Source organism: Pantoea sp. 18069 (assembly GCF_902706035.1).
Classification (GTDB): Bacteria; Pseudomonadota; Gammaproteobacteria; order Burkholderiales; family Burkholderiaceae_C; genus Comamonas.
Map to the genome: position 1 here is coordinate 114,103 of NZ_CACSJA010000010.1, position 18,227 is coordinate 132,329.

Here is an 18,227-nt window from a genome sequence, read left to right on the forward strand (position 1 = left end):
GGCATTGTTTCCTCAGTAGATTTCAAACAGGCCGGCCGCACCCATGCCGCCGCCCACGCACATGGTCACGACGCCGTACTTCGCGCCGCGCCGCTTGCCTTCGATCAGCACATGGCCGGCCATGCGCGCGCCCGACATGCCGAACGGGTGGCCGATCGAGATCGAGCCGCCCGAGACGTTGAGCCGCTCGTCGGGAATGCCGAGCCTGTCGCGGCAATAGAGCACCTGCGAGGCAAAGGCCTCATTGAGTTCCCAGATGCCGATGTCGTCCATGCGCAGGCCGTGCTGCTTGAGCAGCTTCGGGATCGCGAACACCGGTCCTATGCCCATTTCATCGGGATTGCAGCCCGCGACGGCCATGCCGCGGTAGGCGCCCAGCGCTTCGAGGCCGCGGCGCTGGGCTTCCCCCGCTTCCATCAGCACCATGGCCGAGGCGCCGTCGGACAACTGCGAGGCGTTGCCCGCGGTGATGAAGCGGCCTTCCTGGATGCGCTGGCCCTCCTTGAAGACCGGCTTGAGCCTGGCCAGATCGGCGTAGCTGGTGCCGGGGCGGTTGCCCTCATCCTGCGACAGCGTGATGGTCTGCTGCGAGACTTCGCCGCTGGCCTTGTCGGTCACGTTGTAGACCGTGGTGGTCGGCACGATTTCCTGGTCGAAGCGCTTTTCCTGCTGCGCCTGGGCGGTGCGCGCCTGGGACTGCACGGCATACGCGTCCTGGACTTCGCGCGAGATGCCATAGCGTTCGGCGACGACCTCGGCGGTCTCTATCATCGCCATGTAGAGCTCGGGAATATGCTCGACCAGCCAGGGATCGCGCGCGCGGTGGGTATTGGGCTTGCCGGACTGCACCAGCGAGATCGATTCCAGCCCGCCGCCGACGGTGATCTGCATGCCGTCGACGATCACCTGCTTGGCCGCGGTGGCAATTGCCATCAGCCCCGAGGAGCACATGCGGTCTATGGTCATGCCCGGCACCGTGACGGGCAGGCCGGCGCGCAGCAGGCTCTGGCGCGCGGTGTTGCCGCCGCTGCTGCCCTGCTGGGACGCGCAGCCGATCAGCACGTCCTCGACTTCGTTGGGGTCTATGCCCGCGCGCCGCACCGCATGCGAGATCGCATGGGCGCCGAGCTCCTGGGCCTGGGTGTTGTTGTACGCGCCGCGAAAGGCCTTGCCGATCGGGGTTCTGGCGGTGGAGACAATGACTGCTTCGCGCATGGAAACTCCTTGAATGAAAACGTCGAAATCCGGAAATTCGGGCAAGCGCTTCCCCCGCACCTGGGCCAGGTGCCGTGAAATCGGGGAAGGGATGGCCCGCCGGGGGCTCAGGGGCGAAGGCTCAGGCCGGCTGTCGCGTGGTGTCCTTGGCGATCGCCAGGAAGTGCCCCAGGTTCTCGCGCACGGCTTTCTTGTTGAACTTGCCGACGCTGGTCTTGGGAATCTCGGGGGTGATGGCCACCAGCTTGGGCAGCATCCAGCGGGTGATCTTGCCGGTCTGCACGCCATGCTCTTCCAGGAAGTCGATCACCTCGTCCTCGCTGGCGTTCATTCCCGGGCGCAGGCTGACCACGGCCATGGGCTTCTCGCCCCAGACCGGGTCGGGCACGCCGACCACCATGGCCTCGAGCACGAAGTCCGCCATCGCGATCAGGTTCTCGAGCAGCACCGTGGGCACCATTTCCGCGCCGCTGCGGATCACGTCCTTGAGGCGGTCGGCGATCACCACGAAGCCTTCGGCGTCGATCTTGGCGATGTCGCCGGTGTGGAACCAGCCGTCGTACCAGACCTCGGCGGTCTTGTCGGGCGACTGGTAGTACTCGCGCGTGACCCAGGGGCCGCGGATCACGATCTCGCCCACGGTCCGGTTGTCCCAGGGCACGGGCTGGCCGCGCTCGTCCATGACTTCGACCTCGAGCCCGAGCGAGGGCAGGCCGGTCTTGACCATGACTTCGTCGATGGCCTCCTTCGACCAGCCGACCATGTGCTTCTTGACGAACGCGCCGATCGCCACCGGGGCGGTTTCGGTCATGCCGTAGCCCGAGCTCGCGCGGAAGTTGGGCAAGGCCTTCTCCAGCTTGGTCTTCAGGCCCAGCGGCAGCGCGCCGCCGCCCACGCCCACATTGACCAGGCTGCTGAGGTCGTACTGGTCGAAGTCCTTGAACTCCAGCAGCATGGCCGCGATGGTCGGCACGATGCCGACCGACGTGACTTTCTCGCGGTCGACGAGTTCGCAGAAGCCGCGCACCGTGAAGGTGCCGGGCAGCACGATCTTCTGCGCGCTGAACACTGTGCTGAACGGCGAGCCCCAGCCATGGATATGGAACAGCGGCGTGTTGAGCATGGGCACGGCGTTCTCGCCCAGGCGCTCGGCCTGCACGAAGTCGGGCGTGTTGGCGATGCTCTGGCGCGCCATGCCGTGCAGCGTCATCAGGTACAGCTGGCGGTGGGAAAAGGTCGCGCCCTTGGGCTGGCCCGTGGTGCCGGTGGTGTAGCACAACGTGGCGATGGTGTCCTCGTGCAGATAGGGCCAGTCGAACCTCGTCGGCTGCACGGCGATCAGCTTCTCGTACTCGATCAGATTGGGAATCCGGGTATCGGGCAGACCCGGCTTGTCCGACATGTAGACGAAGGTCTTGACCGTGTCCTTGATGCGGTCGTAGATGTTCTCGAGCAGCGGCAGCACCACGTCGTCGACAAAGATCACGCTGTCCTGGGCATGATTGATGGTGTAGGCAATGTGGTCCTCGGACAGCCGGATGTTGATCGGATGCAGCACCGCGCCGGAGCAGGGCGCGGCGTAGTAGAGCTCGAGGTGGCGGTGGGTGTTGTACGACATGGTGCCGACGCGGTCGCCCAGGCGCCCCGGCTGGCCGCTCGCGATCTTCAACTGGCGCAGCGCGTGGGCCAGCTGGCACACGCGCTGGTGCCATTCCTTCCAGGTGAAGCGCTGGTACTCGCCGCTGATGTGGTTGCGGTAGACCACGCCGATCTGGTCGGGGTAGTAGCGCACGGGCCGCTTCATGAAGGTCGTCAGCAGCAGCGGGTAGTTGGTGCTGAATTCGGGAAAGGTCTGGGCATCCATCGGTAGTTCCTTCGGGGACAAGTCTTCACGGATAGAGGTGGCAGGCGACGGCATGGCCGCTGGCGCTTTCCTGCATGGCCGGGTCGTCGGTGCTGCAGCGTGCCATCGCGGCCGGGCAGCGGGTGTGGAAGCGGCAGCCTTCGGGCACGCGCAGCGGGCTCGGAATCTCGCCCTTGAGCACGATGCGCTGGCGGCGGCTTTCGGCATCCACGTTGGCTTGCGGAACCGCCGACAGCAGCGCCTGCGTGTACGGATGCTTGGGATGGCTGTAAAGGTCTTCGCGTGAAGCGACTTCGACCACGCGGCCCAGGTACATGACGGCAATGCGGTCGCTGATGTGGCGCACCACGGCCAGGTCGTGGGCAATGAACACATAGGTCAGGCCCAGGCGCTTTTGCAGGTCCTTGAAGATGTTGATGACCTGCGCCTGGATCGACACATCGAGCGCCGAGACCGGTTCGTCGCAGACGATCACGCTGGGCTCGAGCGCCAGCGCGCGCGCAATGCCTATGCGCTGGCGCTGGCCGCCCGAGAACTCGTGTGCGTAGCGCTCGGCCATGTCGGGCAGCAGGCCCACCATGCGCAGCAACTCGGCAATGCGGCGCTGGTATTTTTCCGGGTCCTTGGCCAGGCCATGCACTTCCAGCGGCTCGCCAATGATGTCCTTGACCTTCATGCGCGGGTTGAGCGAGCCATAGGGGTCCTGGTAGACCATCTGCACGCGCTTGCGGAACTGCTTGAGCTGCGACGGCGTCACTTCCTGGCCTTCGAACAGGATGCGCCCGCTCGTGGCCTGCAGCATGTGCATCAGCGCCAGGCCCGTGGTGGACTTGCCGCAGCCGCTCTCGCCGACCACACCCAGCGTCTCGCCGCGGCGCACCGAGAACGAGACGCCATCGACGGCCTTCACGGTCGCCACCTGCTTTTTGAAGATCACGCCCTTCATTACGGGAAAATGGATCTTCAGGTCTTCGACTTTGAGAATCTCTTGCATTGCGTACTCCGGCGTGGGGCTCAGGTGTTGAAGCAGGCCTTGCTGTGGCCTTCCTTGACGCGTGTGAGCGCAGGCCGGGCGGCATCGCAGTCGCGGCTAGAGCGCGGGCAGCGCGGTGCAAAGGCACAGCCCGGCGGCAGCGCGGACAGATCGGGCGGCATGCCCTCGATCGCGGGCAGGGGCTGGTCCGGGTCGCTGTCGATGCGCGGAATCGAGGCCAGCAGACCCTGGGTGTAGGGGTGCTGCGGCTGCTCGAAGATGTCGCGCGCCGCGCCCTGCTCGACGATGCGCCCGCCATACATCACGGCCACGCGGTCGGCGTAGCGCGCGACCACGCCCAGGTCATGGGTGATCAGGATCATCGCGGTCTGCTCCTTTTGCGTCAGCTCCTTGAGCAGGTCCAGGATCTGCGCCTGCACGGTCACGTCGAGCGCCGTGGTCGGCTCGTCGGCGATGATCAGGCGCGGCTCGCAGGCCAGCGCCATGGCAATCATGGAGCGCTGGCGCATGCCGCCGGAAAACAGGTGCGGATAGGCGGACAGCCGGGTTTTCGCGTCGGGAATCTGCACCCGGGCCAGCAGTTCGGCGGCGCGCTCGTAGGCCTCGCTCCAGGGCGCATTGCGGTGCAGCTGGACCGGCTCGGCGATCTGCTTGCCAATCGTGATCGACGGGTTGAGGGACGCCATCGAGTCCTGGAAGATCATCGCGATGCGGTCGCCGCGGATGCGCCGCATCTGCTCGGCGTTGAGCTTGAGCAGGTCCTGGCCCTCGAACAGGATTTCGCCCTGCTCGATCTTTCCCGGCGGGCTGGGAATCAGGCCGAGTATCGACATGGACGTCACGCTCTTGCCCGAGCCGGATTCGCCGACGATGGCCAGCGTCTCGCCGGCGTGCACGTCGAAGGACACGTTGTCTACGGCCGTGACTTCGCCATGCTCGGTGCGAAAACGCGTGGTCAGGTTCTTCACTTGCAGTACAGGCGTTGCCATGGGGTGCTCCTGCCGGGCACAAGGCCCGGGGGTGAAAGTTGGGAAGTGCGCGGCCGGCGTTCAGAAGCCCATTTTTTTCTTCAGGTCCTGGTCTATCCAGAGCTGGGCATGGATCGGGGCCATGCGGCCCGCGCCGACGAACATCTCGCCGCCATAGTTCTTCACCCAGGGCCACCAGGCGGTGTAGCGGTAGGGCGCGGGCATCCAGATCGCGGGCGCCTGGTCGAGCACCTGGGCCGTGAGTTCGCGCAGCATCTGCTGGCGCCTGGCTTCGTCGCGCTCGCCATTGGCCTCGGCCACGCGCGCGTCGAACTGGGCGTCGTCCATCATCGGCGCGTTGTAGACCTGGTCCTTGCCGAAGTTGATGCGCAGCGATGTCGTCGGATTCACATCGGGAATGGCGGTCAGGTAGCCGGCCGCGTTGGTGTGGCTGGTCATTGCCGACAGATGAGCGCCGTATTCCATGGGCGTGATTTCCATCTTCACGCCCACGCCCTCGAGATAGGCCGCGACCAGCGGCATCAGCTCCATCGATTCGACGTTGCAGCTGCAGATCTGCATCTTGAACGCAAAGCCGTTGGGGTAGCCGGCCTCGGTCAGCAGCTTCCTGGCCCTGGCCGGGTCGTACTTGAACAGCTCCTGCACCGAGGCCGGCTGCTCGCTCAGCGGCTTGTGGTAGCCCAGGTACTCGGGGTGCATGGGGAAGGTGAACAGCGCGGCCTCGCCACCATAGAACTTGTCGACGATCTCCTGCTTGTTCACGGCCATGTTGAGCGCGCGGCGCACACGCACATCGTTAAACGGCTTGGTGTCCACGCGCAGCGCGACGCGCGGTGCGCTGGTCGTGAGCCAGCGGTTCCACTGGAGCTGGGGCGTGCTTTTCTTGAGCTCCTTGGCCGCTTCCCAGGAAATCGACGACAGGATGTCGAGCTTGCCGGTGCGCAGCGCCGACTGCTGGGTCGATTCGTCCTTGATCACGCGGTGCACCACGCGGTCGACGAAGGGCAACTGATAGCTCTTGCCGGCGACGGTGAGCTTGTCCCAGTAGACCGGATTCTTGCTGAACGTCAGCGCGTTGCCCTGGGCGACGTTGGTCAGCATGAACGGGCCCGTGCCGTTGACGTTCTTCCAACTGCCCGCGCCCGCATCGACGACTTCCTTGGGCACGATGCCCGAGAAAAAGCCGTTGCCGAAACGGTAGTCCCAGTCGGCGATGTACTTGTTGAAGTGGAACACCACGGTGTGCTTTCCCGTCGCTTCGACCTTGTCGATATGGTCGTAGTAGCCCTGGGTGCGCTTGGGGCTGGTGTTCATGCGGTTGAAGTTGAAGACGATGTCCTCGGCGACGAGTTCGCGTTCGGCCATCACGCCTTTCTTTGCCGGAAATTTCACGCCCTGGCGCAGCTTGACTTCGAGCTTCAGCGGCGTGGGCCAGCTCCAGCTTTCGGCCAGCTCCCCGCGCACGGAGTCGGTGGGCTGCCAGCCGCTGATGGTGAACGGGTACTTGCCACCGCGGCTCTTGGCTTTCGACAGGTCGACGGCGAACAGCTGCTCGTAGAACTGGCCGGTGTCGCGGGTCTGCAAGGTGGCCTGCCAGTCCACGAGGTCCCAGGACAGCGTCGCCACGCCCGCGCTGGTGCTGGCGAAGTTGAGCGTGCCGCCGTATTTCGGTGCTTCGCCCTGGGCCAGCGCCGCGCCGGCCGCGCCGGCCAGGGCCATGCCAAGTGCGAGGTGGTTCGCGAAGCGGGTCAGGGGCGTCGTCGATGCTTGGTACATTCTTGTCTCCTTGGGTGGTGGGGGCGCAGGGCAATCAGCGGGTGCCGCGCATGCGGGGATCGAGCATGTCGCGCAGGGCGTCGCCAAAGACGTTGATTGCGTAGACGACCAGCGTCAGGCAGATGCCGGGGGCCAGGGCAAGCCATGGGCCCTGCAGCATGTAGGTGCGGCCATTGCCCGAGAGCATTCCGCCCCAGGTGGGGTGGGGCGGCGGCACGCCCAGGCCCAGGAAGGACAGGCCCGATTCGGCCAGGATGGCGGCGCCGACGCTCGAGGAGAACAGCACGATCAGCGGCGCAACCACGTTCGGCAGCACATGGCGCCAGAGAATGCGCGGCGCCGAAGCGCCAATCGACTTGGCGGCGTGGATGTACATGTCCTCGCGCACCGAGACCACGGCGCTGCGCACGATGCGCGAGCCGCCGATGCCGATCAGCAATCCCAGGGTGATGACGATCTGCGTGATGCCCGAGCCGAACACCGAGGCCACGACGATCAGCACGACCAGGCCGGGAAAGCTCATCCAGGCGTCGACGAAACGCTGGATCAGCATGTCGATCTTGCCGCCGAAGTAGCCGGAGACGACGCCGATCAGCGCGGAAATGAAGGTCGAGATCACGGCCACCGACAGGCCTATGACCACCGAGATCTGCGCGCCGTAGATGCAGCGTGAGAGCAGGTCGCGGCCCAGGTTGTCGGTGCCGAACGGGTGCTCCCAGGAAGGGGCGTGCATGCGTGCGCCCATGTCCACCTCGTTCATTCCGTACGGGGCCAGGAAGTCGGCAAAGATACCGACCAGCAGGAAGAAGATCGCGACCACGGCGCCCGCGGCGCCAAGGCGTTTTTCGCGAAATAGCTTGCGCATGAAGCTGCGCAGCGCGCTGTGGCGCCGGGGCGTGGCGGATTTGGCGGGTACGTTGAGCGCAATGGCCTGGGTTTTCATGTTCGCCTCCCTTAACGCTGTCTGACTTTGGGATCGATCAGGCCGTAGCTCAGATCGACCAGCAGATTGATGAGCATCACGCTGATGCCGACGACGAAGAACACGCCGGTGACCACGGGGTAGTCACGCTGGTTGACCGCGTCGAGCAGCAGCAGGCCCATACCGGGAAGCACGAAGATCTGCTCGAGGATCACGGCGCCACCGATCAGGACCGGCGCCTGACTGCCGATCAGCGTGATCACCGGAATCAGCGCATTGCGCACCGCATGCCGGGTCAGGATCAGCATTTCGCTCAGGCCCTTGGCGCGGGCCGTGCGGATGTAGTCCTGGCGCAGCACCTCGAGCATCATGGTGCGCGTCATGCGCATGGTGATCGCCGACAGCGACAGGCCGAGGATGGTCGCCGGAATCAGCATCTGCTGCAGGTTTGCCCAAGGGTCTTCGGTGAAGGGCGTGAAGTGGATTTCGGGTGACCAGCCCCACCAGATCGATGGAAACACGGTGACCATGGTGCCTATCCAGAAGCTCGGCACCGCAAGCATCAGCAGCGAGAACGAGCGCGTGGCGTAGTCTCCCGCAGTGTCCTGCTTGACAGCCGAGTACACGCCCACGGGGATCGCCACCGTGAGCGCAATCAGCATTGCCAGCAGGCCCAGCTCGAAAGTGACAGGCAGGCGATCGGCGATCATGCCCAGCACCGAATCTCCCTGCCACAGCGAGTCGCCAAGATCGCCCTGGAACAGCAGGCGGCTGATCCAGGTGCCGTACTGCTGCCAGATGGGTTTGTCCAGTCCCAGCGTCTCCAGCAACTGATCGCGGGTCAGCTTGTTGGAGCCCGCATCGTTCTGGCTCAGCATCAGGTCGACGACATCGCCGGGCACCATGCGCACGATCACGAAAACGATGATGCTGGCAATCAGCATGGTGGGCAGCAGCGCGAGGATGCGGCGCAATATATAGGTCTGCATCAGATCCCCCCTGTGAACGGGACGGCTGCGTAGATCGCCTGCGCGGCCGGGCAATGGCAGCGCTTGGGCCTGTGGCGGGACGGACTTCCAAGTAGGTCGTTGATTGCGTGTCGCACCATATCTCTCCTGTACTCGAATTTCGAATCGACGTGGCTCAAGGCCTTGCGGGCCCGCTTTCCGTCGCCTCTGAGTGGACTTGGGCAATGGCACCTTGTGCGGTAACGCGCTGTGTTTACGCCTTGTTACCGACAGGAACCCCTGGAAAACCTGTTTTTGGAAACGCCTTGCAGGGGTTGCGATCGATCATACTGAAAACTCTAAAACGGTCAAACAAAATTGCGGGAGGCAAGTGCTCTAGGGTTTACGCCTGAAATTCCTGCTCTGTCAGAGAGAGGATTTCCCGATTCCTGGCGACCCCTAGGGTTTGTTTGCAAGGGTTTTCATGCATACCGGCACATCTGTTTTTTTTATTTTTGATTGCAGATGGCGATTTTTTGTACGGCTCATGGCATTGCTTTCGGGCTGAGGCACGGCTTTTTAGGCGACTTCATGCGGCATGCGGAATTTTTCTCCTTGTGCTAGCATGAGTGCATACCAATAAACCTAAAAAATGTACTTGAGCTATGTATGGAAAGTGAATGAATCGATTTGACAAGGCTATGTGATTGTTTTTGTTGGGTTTATTTTTTGGGGGCCTTGCTTTTGATGAATCTAACGACCATGCCTTGAAGTGTGAATTCGGGTGTGGTGAACGCTAATGAAGAGGAGCGTGCATGTCGGGCATTCAAGAAACCTATGTGCAGGACCGGGCGCAGGCCAAGGTCCCGCAGGAAGATGCGGCGTTCCATACCTACCCGGGCGCCAGGGCCCCGGACCGGCGGGGTCTGGTCGATGTGTTTGGCGTGAAGATCGCCACCTACGAATGGGGTGCGGCCGATGCGCCGCCGGTGCTGCTGGTGCACGGCGCGCTGGATTTCGCGCGCACTTTCGATGTGTTCGCGCCTTTGATCGCCGATGCGGGCTATCGCGTGGTGTCCTATGACCACCGCGGCCACGGCGATTCCTCGCCCGCGGCCTTGTATGGCTGGGTGGCCGATGAACGGGATCTGCTGTGCGTGGCCGATGCAGTCTCTACGCAGCCCATGCCGGTCATCGGTCACAGCAAGGGGGGATCGCTGCTGATCCATGCGATCGAGGCATTGCCACACCGCTTCACGCGCTTTGCCTGCATCGACGGCATGCCTTTTCGCAGCCCGCATCCTGACACCGCAATGCACGAGCGTCGCTACATGACGCCCGAAGTGATTTCCAGATGGCTGGACAACCGCCATCTCTCCCTGGAGGCGCAGCGCAAGCCGGGAAGCCTGCAGGCGCTGGCCGCGCGGCGAGCGCGCCTGAACCCGCGGCTGAGCCACGAGTGGCTTTGCTATCTGGTGAGCCAGGGCGCGTACGAGCAGGCCGATGGCTGGCGCTGGAAGCTCGATCCCGCGATACGTCCTGGTGGTTTCGGCGTGATGCGCTCGCGCTGGATGACGGATCGCCTGCCGGGTTTTCCCGTTCCGTTGCTGGCCCTGTTCAGCACCGTCGATGAGCCCATGGGCTGGGACTGCAAGCTCGAGGATCTGATCGACTATCTGCCCGCTTCGGCGCAGGCCATCGCGATGGCGGACACGGGCCACTTCATCCACATCGAACGTCCCCGGCAGACCGCCGGTCTCATCATCGACTTTCTACGCCCATGACCCAATACCTCCAGCACGGCCGAATCCGTCTCGCGCTGCATTGCCTGCAGCCCGCACAGAGTCCCGGCAGCCATGCATTGCTGCTGCTGCACGGGCTCGGTGAATCCGCGCGAGCCCATCCGCGCAGTCTTTACGGGGCCTGGCCGGGCGCCGTTCATGCGCTGGATTTCACGGGCCATGGTGCATCGTCGATACCCGCGGGCGGTGGCTACAGCTGCGAAGTGCTGATGGGCGATGTGGACATTGCGCTGGCCCACCTCGGCGCGGCCACGGTCTGCGGCCGGGGGTTGGGCGCCTACATCGCCTTGCTGATCGCCGGCGCGCGGCCCCCAAAAGTGCGCGGCGCCGTGCTGCTCGACGGACCGGGCCTGGCAGGCAGCTGCGCGACGGCTTCGCCCTATATTCCACAGGTCCATGCGGCGGCTGCGGTAACGCCTGACCCGTTTGCCATGGCCGAACTCGCCACCGACGCGCGGCCGCCCGAGTATGCGGCGCACTATGCCATGCTGGCGCAGGAGTTCAGCGCGCAGGCCAATCCGATCACCATCTGCACGCGCGAGCGGCCTCCGTGGCTGCAGGCGGTGCGCGTGCTGCTGGCCTGCGACGCGGCCCATCCCGTCAAGGCCTGCATGTCCTATGCGGTACTGCCCACTGCGGCAGCGGTGCCATGAGCAGCTCCAGCGCACTCTCCACGCCGTCCGCGCGCGTGTCGCTGCAGGAGCGGGAGCAGGCCTACCAGGCGCAGGTGCAGCGCGATCTGCCGCGGAACTTTCTCGCCAATCTGGCGCATGGCATGCTGGGATTGACGGGATTTCGGCTCATGCATGCGCCGACTTTCGTGCCGGCCTATATCTTTTTGCTGTCCGAATCCAAGGTTGCCGTCGGGTTGGCGCTGGGCGCGCAGTTCATAGGCATGGCGCTGTCGTCGATCTGGAGCGCCACGCTGATCGAGCACCGCGAGGAGGTGATGAAGGTGGTGTATTCCGTCGGCTGGCTGATGCGACTGCAGATATTCTGTCTGGCACTGAGCGCCTTCATGCTGTCGGGTGATTGGGCGCTGATCTCCGCCTGCGTCTTTCTGGCACTGTTCGGTTTCTTCGGCGGCATGCAGGGCGTGGCCTTCAACTTCCTGATGTCCAAGGTGATTCCCACCAACAAGCGCGGAAAGCTGATCGGCATGCGCAATTTCCTCGGGGGATTGACGGCCTCCGGGGTCGCGTATCTTGGCGGCGAGTATCTGGTCGGGCTCAATGCCTTTGGCAACGGCTACGCCTCGACTTTCATGCTGGCCTTCATTCTGACGAGCATTGGCATCAGCGCGCTGACTTTCGTGCGCGAGCCCAGGTCCCTGACGGTGCGCAAGAAGTCTTCCGGTTTTCTGCAGCGCCTTGCGGAGATTCCGGCGTTGCTGCGCGGTGACCGTGATTACCGCAAGTTCTTCTATGCGAGGGCCCTCGGGGCGCTCGGAACGGTGGCCGTGCCGTTCTATGTGCTGTATGCCGGCGGGTATGTGAGCTTGTCCGGCGCGACCCTGGGCTATTTTTCGCTGGCATTCCTGCTGTCGCAGACGATCAGCAACCTGCTGTGGGGAAAGATTGCCGACATCAAAGGCTACCGGCTGGTGTTTTTGCTGAGCGTCGGCCTGTGGAGTCTTTCGACGCTGCTGCTGATCTGGGGCGCGTCGCTCGCGGTCTTCATCGTTGCGTTCTGCGGGCTCGGTGCGGGCTTTGGTGGCTACCAGGTGGCTTCGCACAATTTCGTGCTGGAGTTCGGCAAGTCACACGAATTGCCGATGCTGATTGCCGTCTCCGACACCGCTTCCCATTTGATGATGGCCCTCGGGCCGTTGCTCGGCGGAGTAATAGCGACCTATTTTGGCTACCACCACATCTTCTGGCTTGCACTGCTGGTGAAAGTGTGGTCCCTGTGCATGGTATGGAAGCTGCAGGAGCCGAGAAACCGTCTGGCGCTTCAGGTGTGAGCCATCAACGCCAGTGAAAACAAGGCGTGGATATGAAGATCATGGTTCCAGTCAAACGCGGGATGCAGGGCGGCAAGTCCGGCAAGATCGTTGCGCCCCAGCTTGTATATCGCGGCCGGCATGAAGGACTCCAAGGTGATTGTCGCGATCAACAAGAACCTCTCTGCACCGATCTTCAGCGTGGCCGACCACGGCCTCGAAGTCGATCTGTTCACGGCCGTGCCCGAACTTTCCAGCGCCGTGTGACGATCACGCCGGCAGGCAGCGCGCGCGCATTTCCGCCGTCTGGTGGCGCTGCAGGACATGCGCCAGCACCTTGTCGGCGAGATTGAGGCGCTGCTGCGAAGCGACCGCCACGGCCAGCCCGACGCAGAATTGCGCGGGGGTGTCGGTGAGCTCCAGACAGACCACGCCCGCCATCGCATGGTGCTTGGCGACCCCGGCCACCAGCGCGACGCCTATGCCCGACGCGACCAGGCTCAAGATGGTGGGTACCTGCATGGCTTCCTGCACGACGTGCGGGGAAAAGCCCGACATCTGGCAGCGCAGATGGGCCATGGCGCAAAGGCTGGGAACGCGTTGCTGGGGATAGAAGATGAAGTTTTCCCGGGCCGCCTCGGCCAGTGCAATGCGCTGACCGGGGGCTGCAGCCAGCGGGCTGGTGCGCGCGACCGCGAGAACGAAGTCGTCGCGCTCCAGCGGCGTCACCGTGAGGTCCATGCTGTCGAGCACGGGAAAGCGCAGAAAGCCCAGATCGAGATGCCGTGCGCGCAGTCCTTCGAGAATTTCCAGCGACGTCATTTCCATGAGCTCCATTTCCAGTCGCGGAAACTCGCTGCGCAGCTCGGGAATCCAGCGCGGCAGCAGTTCATAGGTTGCCGTGCCGATGAAGCCTATGCGCAGCACCCCGCCCAGGCCCTTGAGCGCTTCCTGGGCCTTGAGCTTGCACTGCTGGGCATGAAAGATCGCGGCCCGGGCGTCGGGCAGCAGCGCATGGGCCAGCGACGTGGGCACCACGCCGCCGGAGGTGCGCAGGAACAGCTTGCCGCCGAGTTCCTCCTCCAGCCGGCGTATCGACACCGACAGCGGCGGCTGCGCCATGTGCAGTATTTCGGCGGCGCGGTGGAAGTTTCCGGTCTCGACCAGCGTGATGAACTGCTGGAGCTGGCGTAGGTTCATGGCGATATCGTTTGCGTATCAAAAACGCTTTTTTTGATATTGGACGTAATGTACCCCGGCCCCTAAATTGGTGTCTCCCAACAAGCCCTCAGAGGCTGCGAAGGAGACAAGGAATGTGCAAGAGAAAAACAATGGGGCATTTGCTGGCACTGGGCGCGATGGCCGCGCTCGGCCTGTCGCCCTTGGCGGGCATGGCCCAGGACGCTGGCGGCAAGCCCATACGCTTCGTGGTCCCGTTCGGGCCCGGCAGCGGCACCGATACTTCGGCGCGCTACTTCGCGCGCAAGCTGCAGGAGCGCACCGGCCAGGCGGTGGTGGTGGAGAACAAGCCTGGCGCCAACGGCTTTCTGGCCGTCAAGCAGGTGCTGGCCGCGCCGGCCGACGGGCATACGGTGTTCATAGGCAGCAACTCGACGCTGGCGGTGAATGTGGCGCTGTTCAAGGAGCTGCCTTATGACCCGCTCAAGGATTTTGCGCCGCTGACGATGATGATGCGCTCGCCGGCCATGCTGGCCGTCAAGCCGCAGGCGCCCTATGGTGACCTCAAGGCGCTGATCGCGCATGCGCGTGCCCACCCCGGCGAGGTGAACTTTGGCGCGGGATCGGCCGGCTATCAGTTGATGGGCGAACTCTTCAATGACTCCGCCAAGGTGGCCACGGTGCATGTGCCGTTCAAGGGCGCGGGCGAAGCGATGACGGCGCTGGCCTCGGGCACGGTCGATTACGGCTTTGCCGAAGTCACCGCCGTGCAGGAACTCGCCAGGGGCGGGCGCGTCAAGGTGCTGGCCGTGGCGTCGGACCAGCGTGTGAGTACCTCGCCCGACGTGCCGACGGCCAGCGAGGCGGGGCTGGCGGGCTTCGAGGCCTACACCTGGGTCGGCGCAATGGTCAACGCCAGGACGCCGGCGGCCGAAACCGCGCGGCTGGCCGAGCTGTTCACCGCCATTTCCAGGATGGACGAAACACGGCAGTTCTACGAACGCCTGGGCGCGACGCCGATGACGGGCGGGCCGGCGCAGATGCATGAGTTCCAGAAGGACGAGATCGCGCTGTGGAAGCGCATCGTGCAGCAGGCCAAGGTGCCGCTGCAATGAGCGAGGCGGGTGCGGCGCAGGCGCTGCAGCACATCAAGGTGCTCGATCTGTCGCGCGTGCTCGCCGGGCCCTGGGCCGCGCAGACGCTGGGCGACCTGGGGGCGGAGGTGATCAAGGTCGAGCGGCCGGTGACCGGGGACGATACCCGTGCCTGGGGCCCGCCCCATGTGACCGACGCCGCGGGCCGGCCCACGGGAGAGTCGGCGTACTACATGTGCACCAACCGCAACAAGCAGTCGGTCACGGTGGACTTCACCCACCCCGAGGGCCAGGCGCTGGTGCGCGAACTCGCGCTGCGCTGCGATGTGCTGATCGAGAACTACAAGACCGGCGGCCTGGCGCGGTACGGGCTCGATTACCAGACCTTGAGCGCGCTGCACCCGCGCCTGGTGTATTGCTCCGTGACCGGCTTTGGCCAGGACGGACCCTATGCGCACCGTGCGGGCTATGACTTCCTGATCCAGGGAATGGGCGGGCTGATGAGCATCACTGGCCAGCCCGACGGCGCACCCGCAGGCGGCCCCATGAAGGTGGGCGTGGCGCTCACGGATGTGCTGACCGGCCTGTATGCGAGCACGGCCATCCTGGCGGCGCTGCAGGCCCGCGCGCATACCGGGCGCGGACAGCACATCGATCTGGCGCTGCTCGACGTGGGCGTGGCCTGCCTGGCCAACCAGGGCATGAACTATCTGTACGGCAGCCAGGTGCCGCAGCGCATGGGCAATGCGCACCCGAACACCGTTCCCTATCAGGACTTTCCCACGCAGGACGGCCACATGATTCTCGCCATCGGCAACGATGGCCAGTTCGTGCGCTTTTGCGCGGCCATCGGCCGGCCCGATTGGGGCGTGGACGAGCGCTTTGCGCGCAACGCCGCACGCCTGCAGCACCGCGAGGAACTGGTGGAGCGCATCCGCGCGATCACGGCGACGCGCACCACGCGCGACTGGATCGCGCTGCTGGAGCAGCACGCCGTGCCCTGCGGCCCGATCAACACCGTGGCCGATGTGTTTGGCGACCCACAGGTCAAGGCCCGGGGCATGCAGATCAGCATGGCCCACCCCGGTGCCGGCGACGTGCCGCTGGTCGCAAGCCCCATACGGCTGTCCGACACCCCGGTGCGCTACCGCCACCCGCCGCCGCAACTGGGCCAGCACACCGACGAGGTGCTGGCGCGTCACCTGGGCCTCACGCCCGGGCAATTGCAGACTTACAGAGACAACGGAGTTCTGGGATGAGTACGCTCGATTCACTTTCGCTCACGCGCATTCCCGCGCAGGACGAGGCCTTGCGCGCCGAAGTCCGCGCTTTCCTGGCGCAGGCCACGCGTGACATGCCGGCGCATGTCCGGGCGCGCTCCTGGGGCGGCTACAGCACGCAATTCAGCCGCGAGCTCGGCGCCCGGGGCTGGATAGGCCTGACCCTGCCCGTGGCATACGGCGGCGCGGGCCGCAGCGCCTTCGCGCGCTATGTGCTGGTGGAGGAATGTCTGAATTTCGGCGCGCCCGTGGGCTCGCACTGGATCGCCGACCGCCAGAGCGCGCCGCTGATCCTGAAATACGGCACCGAAGCGCAAAAGCAGTTCTACGTTCCGCGGGTGTGCCGCGGTGAAGCCTTCTTCTGCATAGGCATGAGCGAGCCCAACGCCGGCTCGGACCTGGCCAGCGTGAAGACCCGCGCCGTGCCCAATGCCCGGGGCTTCGTGCTCAATGGACAGAAGATCTGGACCACCAATGCCCACCACTGCGAGTACATGATCGCGCTGGTGCGCACTTCGGGCACCAGCGAAGACCGCCACAAGGGGCTGTCCCAGGTGATCGTCGACCTGTCGCTGCCGGGCGTGACCGTGCGGCCCATCGAGGACCTGTCGGGCGACAGCCATTTCTGCGAAGTGTTCTTCGACAACGTGCAACTCGGCCCCGACGTGCTCATCGGCGCCGAAGGCCAGGGCTGGGAGCAGGTGACGGCCGAGCTGGCGTTCGAGCGCAGCGGCCCCGAGCGCCTGTTCTCCAGCATCGTGCTGTTCGACCAATGGCTGGACTATGTGCGCACGCCGCAGGGGCGCACGGATTCTGCGGTGCAGCTCGCGGGCAAGGTGCTGACGCAGCTCGCGCCGCTGCGTGCGATGTCGGTGGCGGTGCAGGAAAAACTCACGCGTGGCGAGAGCCCCATCGTCGAGGCGGCGCTGGTCAAGGAACTCGGCACCACGCTCGAGCAGATGATTCCCGCGGCCATTGCCGAGGACCTGTTCGCGCGCGACGCCGAGGACCTGCCCGTGGAGCTGCTGATGACGCTCAAGTACGTGACCGAAGCCTCGCCGGCGTTCTCGCTGCGCGGCGGCACGCGCGATATCTTGCGCGGCATGATCGCCCGCGGCCTGGGCCTGCGCTGAAAGGGAAAGACACCATGAACATCAACCAGATCGACATGTTTGCCGAGGCCGCGCGCGACCTGCTGGCCGACCAGTGCACACCGCAGGTAGTGCGGGCCATCGAGGCGGGCGGGCGGCACTCGCTCGCGGCCGGCGCGCTGTGGGCGCAGCTCGAAGCGACGGGCCTGGCCGATGCCATGCTCGGCGAGGCGCAGGGCGGCGCGGGCCTGGGCCTGGGCGAAGCCTTTGGCGTGCTCGAGCAGTGCGGCGCGCATGCGCTGCCTTTGCCGCTGGCAGAAACCATGGTGGCGCGCGCCTGGCTGGCGCAGGCGGGCGCGGCGCTGCCCGCCGGCCGCATCGTGCTGGCTCGGGGCGAGTTGGTGGGCGACGGCGGCGTGCAATGCGCGCTGGTGCGCGGCGCGCACCTGGCGGATGCGGTGCTGGTGCAGACCGGCGCGGATTGCCGCCTGCTGCCCGTCGATGGGGCGCAGGCCGGGCCGCAGGCGCACGCGCAGGATGCAGCGCTGGCCTGGAGCGGCGAACAGCTGCGCGCCGCGCCCGTGCTTGCGCTGCCGGGCGCGCAGGACCTGCGCACGCTGCAGGCCGCCGTGGTCGCGGCGCAGATGGCCGGGGCGCTGGGCAGTGTGTTCCGGCGCACGCTGCAGTACGCCAACGAGCGCCAGCAGTTCGGCCGGCCTATCGGCAAGTTCCAGGCCATACAGCACCAGCTGGCGGTGATGAGCGAGCATGTGTTCGCGGCGCGCATGGCCGCGCAGCTCGGCTGCAGCGGCGCGGCGCCGCTGCCCGATCGCCTGCGCGTCGCCACGGCCAAGGCGCGTTGCAGCGAGGCCGCGCTCGCGGTCGCCGAGATGGCGCACGCCATCCACGGCGCGATTGGCTTCACCGAGGAATACGACCTGCAGCTGTTCACGCGCCGCCTGCATGCCTGGCGCCAGACCGCCGGCAGCGAGGCCTACTGGCAGCGCGTCGCGGGCCAGGCTTTGCTGGAGCACCACGGATTGACGCTGGACCTGCTGCGGCGCATCACCGATGTCGACACGGTGGCCTGAAAAAACCGGGCGGCCGGCGAGCGAACACGGCCCATTCTTGT

At 65.2% G+C, this 18,227-nt stretch carries 15 protein-coding genes and 1 pseudogene; 8 read left to right on the forward strand and 8 right to left on the reverse strand.

Annotated features, from left to right (window positions below):
• Positions 1–12: 12 nt before the first annotated feature.
• The 7 genes from GVL12_RS10435 to GVL12_RS10465 form a co-directional block, all read right to left on the reverse strand.
• A complete protein-coding gene (locus GVL12_RS10435; RefSeq protein WP_159913565.1) occupies positions 13–1,215 on the reverse strand; it encodes an acetyl-CoA C-acyltransferase in 1,203 nt (400 codons plus the stop codon).
• Between the two features lie 121 nt (positions 1,216–1,336).
• Positions 1,337–3,079: a long-chain-fatty-acid--CoA ligase gene (locus tag GVL12_RS10440; RefSeq protein WP_159913567.1), complete on the reverse strand. Its 1,743-nt coding sequence runs from the start codon at positions 3,077–3,079 to the stop codon at positions 1,337–1,339.
• Between the two features lie 25 nt (positions 3,080–3,104).
• Positions 3,105–4,073, reverse strand: coding sequence for an ABC transporter ATP-binding protein (locus GVL12_RS10445; protein WP_159913569.1), 969 nt, complete (start codon positions 4,071–4,073; stop codon positions 3,105–3,107).
• A 20-nt stretch (positions 4,074–4,093) separates the two neighbouring features.
• Positions 4,094–5,062: an ABC transporter ATP-binding protein gene (locus GVL12_RS10450; protein WP_159913571.1), complete on the reverse strand. Its 969-nt coding sequence runs from the start codon at positions 5,060–5,062 to the stop codon at positions 4,094–4,096.
• A 60-nt stretch (positions 5,063–5,122) separates the two neighbouring features.
• A complete protein-coding gene (locus tag GVL12_RS10455; RefSeq protein WP_200843660.1) occupies positions 5,123–6,838 on the reverse strand; it encodes an ABC transporter substrate-binding protein in 1,716 nt (571 codons plus the stop codon).
• Between the two features lie 34 nt (positions 6,839–6,872).
• Entirely contained in the window at positions 6,873–7,781 is a 909-nt protein-coding gene (locus tag GVL12_RS10460; protein ID WP_159913573.1) for an ABC transporter permease, read from the reverse strand.
• 11 nt (positions 7,782–7,792) lie between these two features.
• Positions 7,793–8,749 (reverse strand): ABC transporter permease, encoded by a 957-nt coding sequence (locus GVL12_RS10465; protein ID WP_159913575.1) that lies wholly within the window; start codon positions 8,747–8,749, stop codon positions 7,793–7,795.
• 773 nt (positions 8,750–9,522) lie between these two features.
• On the opposite strand from GVL12_RS10465, the gene GVL12_RS10470 reads away from it, so the two are divergent.
• From GVL12_RS10470 to GVL12_RS10485, 4 genes and pseudogenes are all read left to right on the forward strand, one after another.
• Positions 9,523–10,491 carry an alpha/beta fold hydrolase gene (locus GVL12_RS10470; RefSeq protein WP_159913577.1) on the forward strand — a complete coding sequence of 323 codons (969 nt, stop codon included), beginning with the start codon at positions 9,523–9,525 and terminating at the stop codon, positions 10,489–10,491.
• The gene (locus tag GVL12_RS10475; protein ID WP_159913579.1) at positions 10,488–11,162 is read left to right on the forward strand and encodes an alpha/beta fold hydrolase; all 675 of its coding nucleotides are present in this window, start codon (positions 10,488–10,490) and stop codon (positions 11,160–11,162) included. Before GVL12_RS10470 ends, GVL12_RS10475 begins: the two co-directional genes overlap by 4 nt.
• Entirely contained in the window at positions 11,159–12,472 is a 1,314-nt protein-coding gene (locus GVL12_RS10480; protein ID WP_159913581.1) for an MFS transporter, read from the forward strand. The genes GVL12_RS10475 and GVL12_RS10480 overlap by 4 nt, the downstream gene beginning before the upstream one ends.
• Before the next feature lie 65 nt (positions 12,473–12,537).
• Positions 12,538–12,718, forward strand: a pseudogene (locus tag GVL12_RS10485) (electron transfer flavoprotein subunit alpha/FixB family protein); the annotation flags it as partial.
• A 3-nt stretch (positions 12,719–12,721) separates the two neighbouring features.
• Here the strand turns inward: GVL12_RS10485 and GVL12_RS10490 are convergent.
• Positions 12,722–13,651 carry a LysR family transcriptional regulator gene (locus GVL12_RS10490; protein ID WP_159913583.1) on the reverse strand — a complete coding sequence of 310 codons (930 nt, stop codon included), beginning with the start codon at positions 13,649–13,651 and terminating at the stop codon, positions 12,722–12,724.
• A 131-nt stretch (positions 13,652–13,782) separates the two neighbouring features.
• Here GVL12_RS10490 and GVL12_RS10495 point away from each other — a divergent pair, with 131 nt between their 5' ends.
• The 4 genes from GVL12_RS10495 to GVL12_RS10510 are packed head-to-tail and all read left to right on the forward strand — an operon-like array spanning position 13,783 to position 18,186.
• Positions 13,783–14,745, forward strand: a complete 963-nt coding sequence (locus GVL12_RS10495; protein WP_200843661.1) for a tripartite tricarboxylate transporter substrate binding protein — start codon at positions 13,783–13,785, stop codon at positions 14,743–14,745.
• Positions 14,742–15,983: a CaiB/BaiF CoA-transferase family protein gene (locus GVL12_RS10500; protein WP_159913587.1), complete on the forward strand. Its 1,242-nt coding sequence runs from the start codon at positions 14,742–14,744 to the stop codon at positions 15,981–15,983. The genes GVL12_RS10495 and GVL12_RS10500 overlap by 4 nt, the downstream gene beginning before the upstream one ends.
• On the forward strand, positions 15,980–17,137 hold the full coding sequence (locus GVL12_RS10505; RefSeq protein WP_159913589.1) for an acyl-CoA dehydrogenase family protein: 1,158 nt from the start codon (positions 15,980–15,982) through the stop codon (positions 17,135–17,137). The genes GVL12_RS10500 and GVL12_RS10505 overlap by 4 nt, the downstream gene beginning before the upstream one ends.
• A 14-nt stretch (positions 17,138–17,151) precedes the next feature.
• Positions 17,152–18,186 carry an acyl-CoA dehydrogenase family protein gene (locus GVL12_RS10510; protein ID WP_159913591.1) on the forward strand — a complete coding sequence of 345 codons (1,035 nt, stop codon included), beginning with the start codon at positions 17,152–17,154 and terminating at the stop codon, positions 18,184–18,186.
• Positions 18,187–18,227 lie beyond the last annotated feature (41 nt).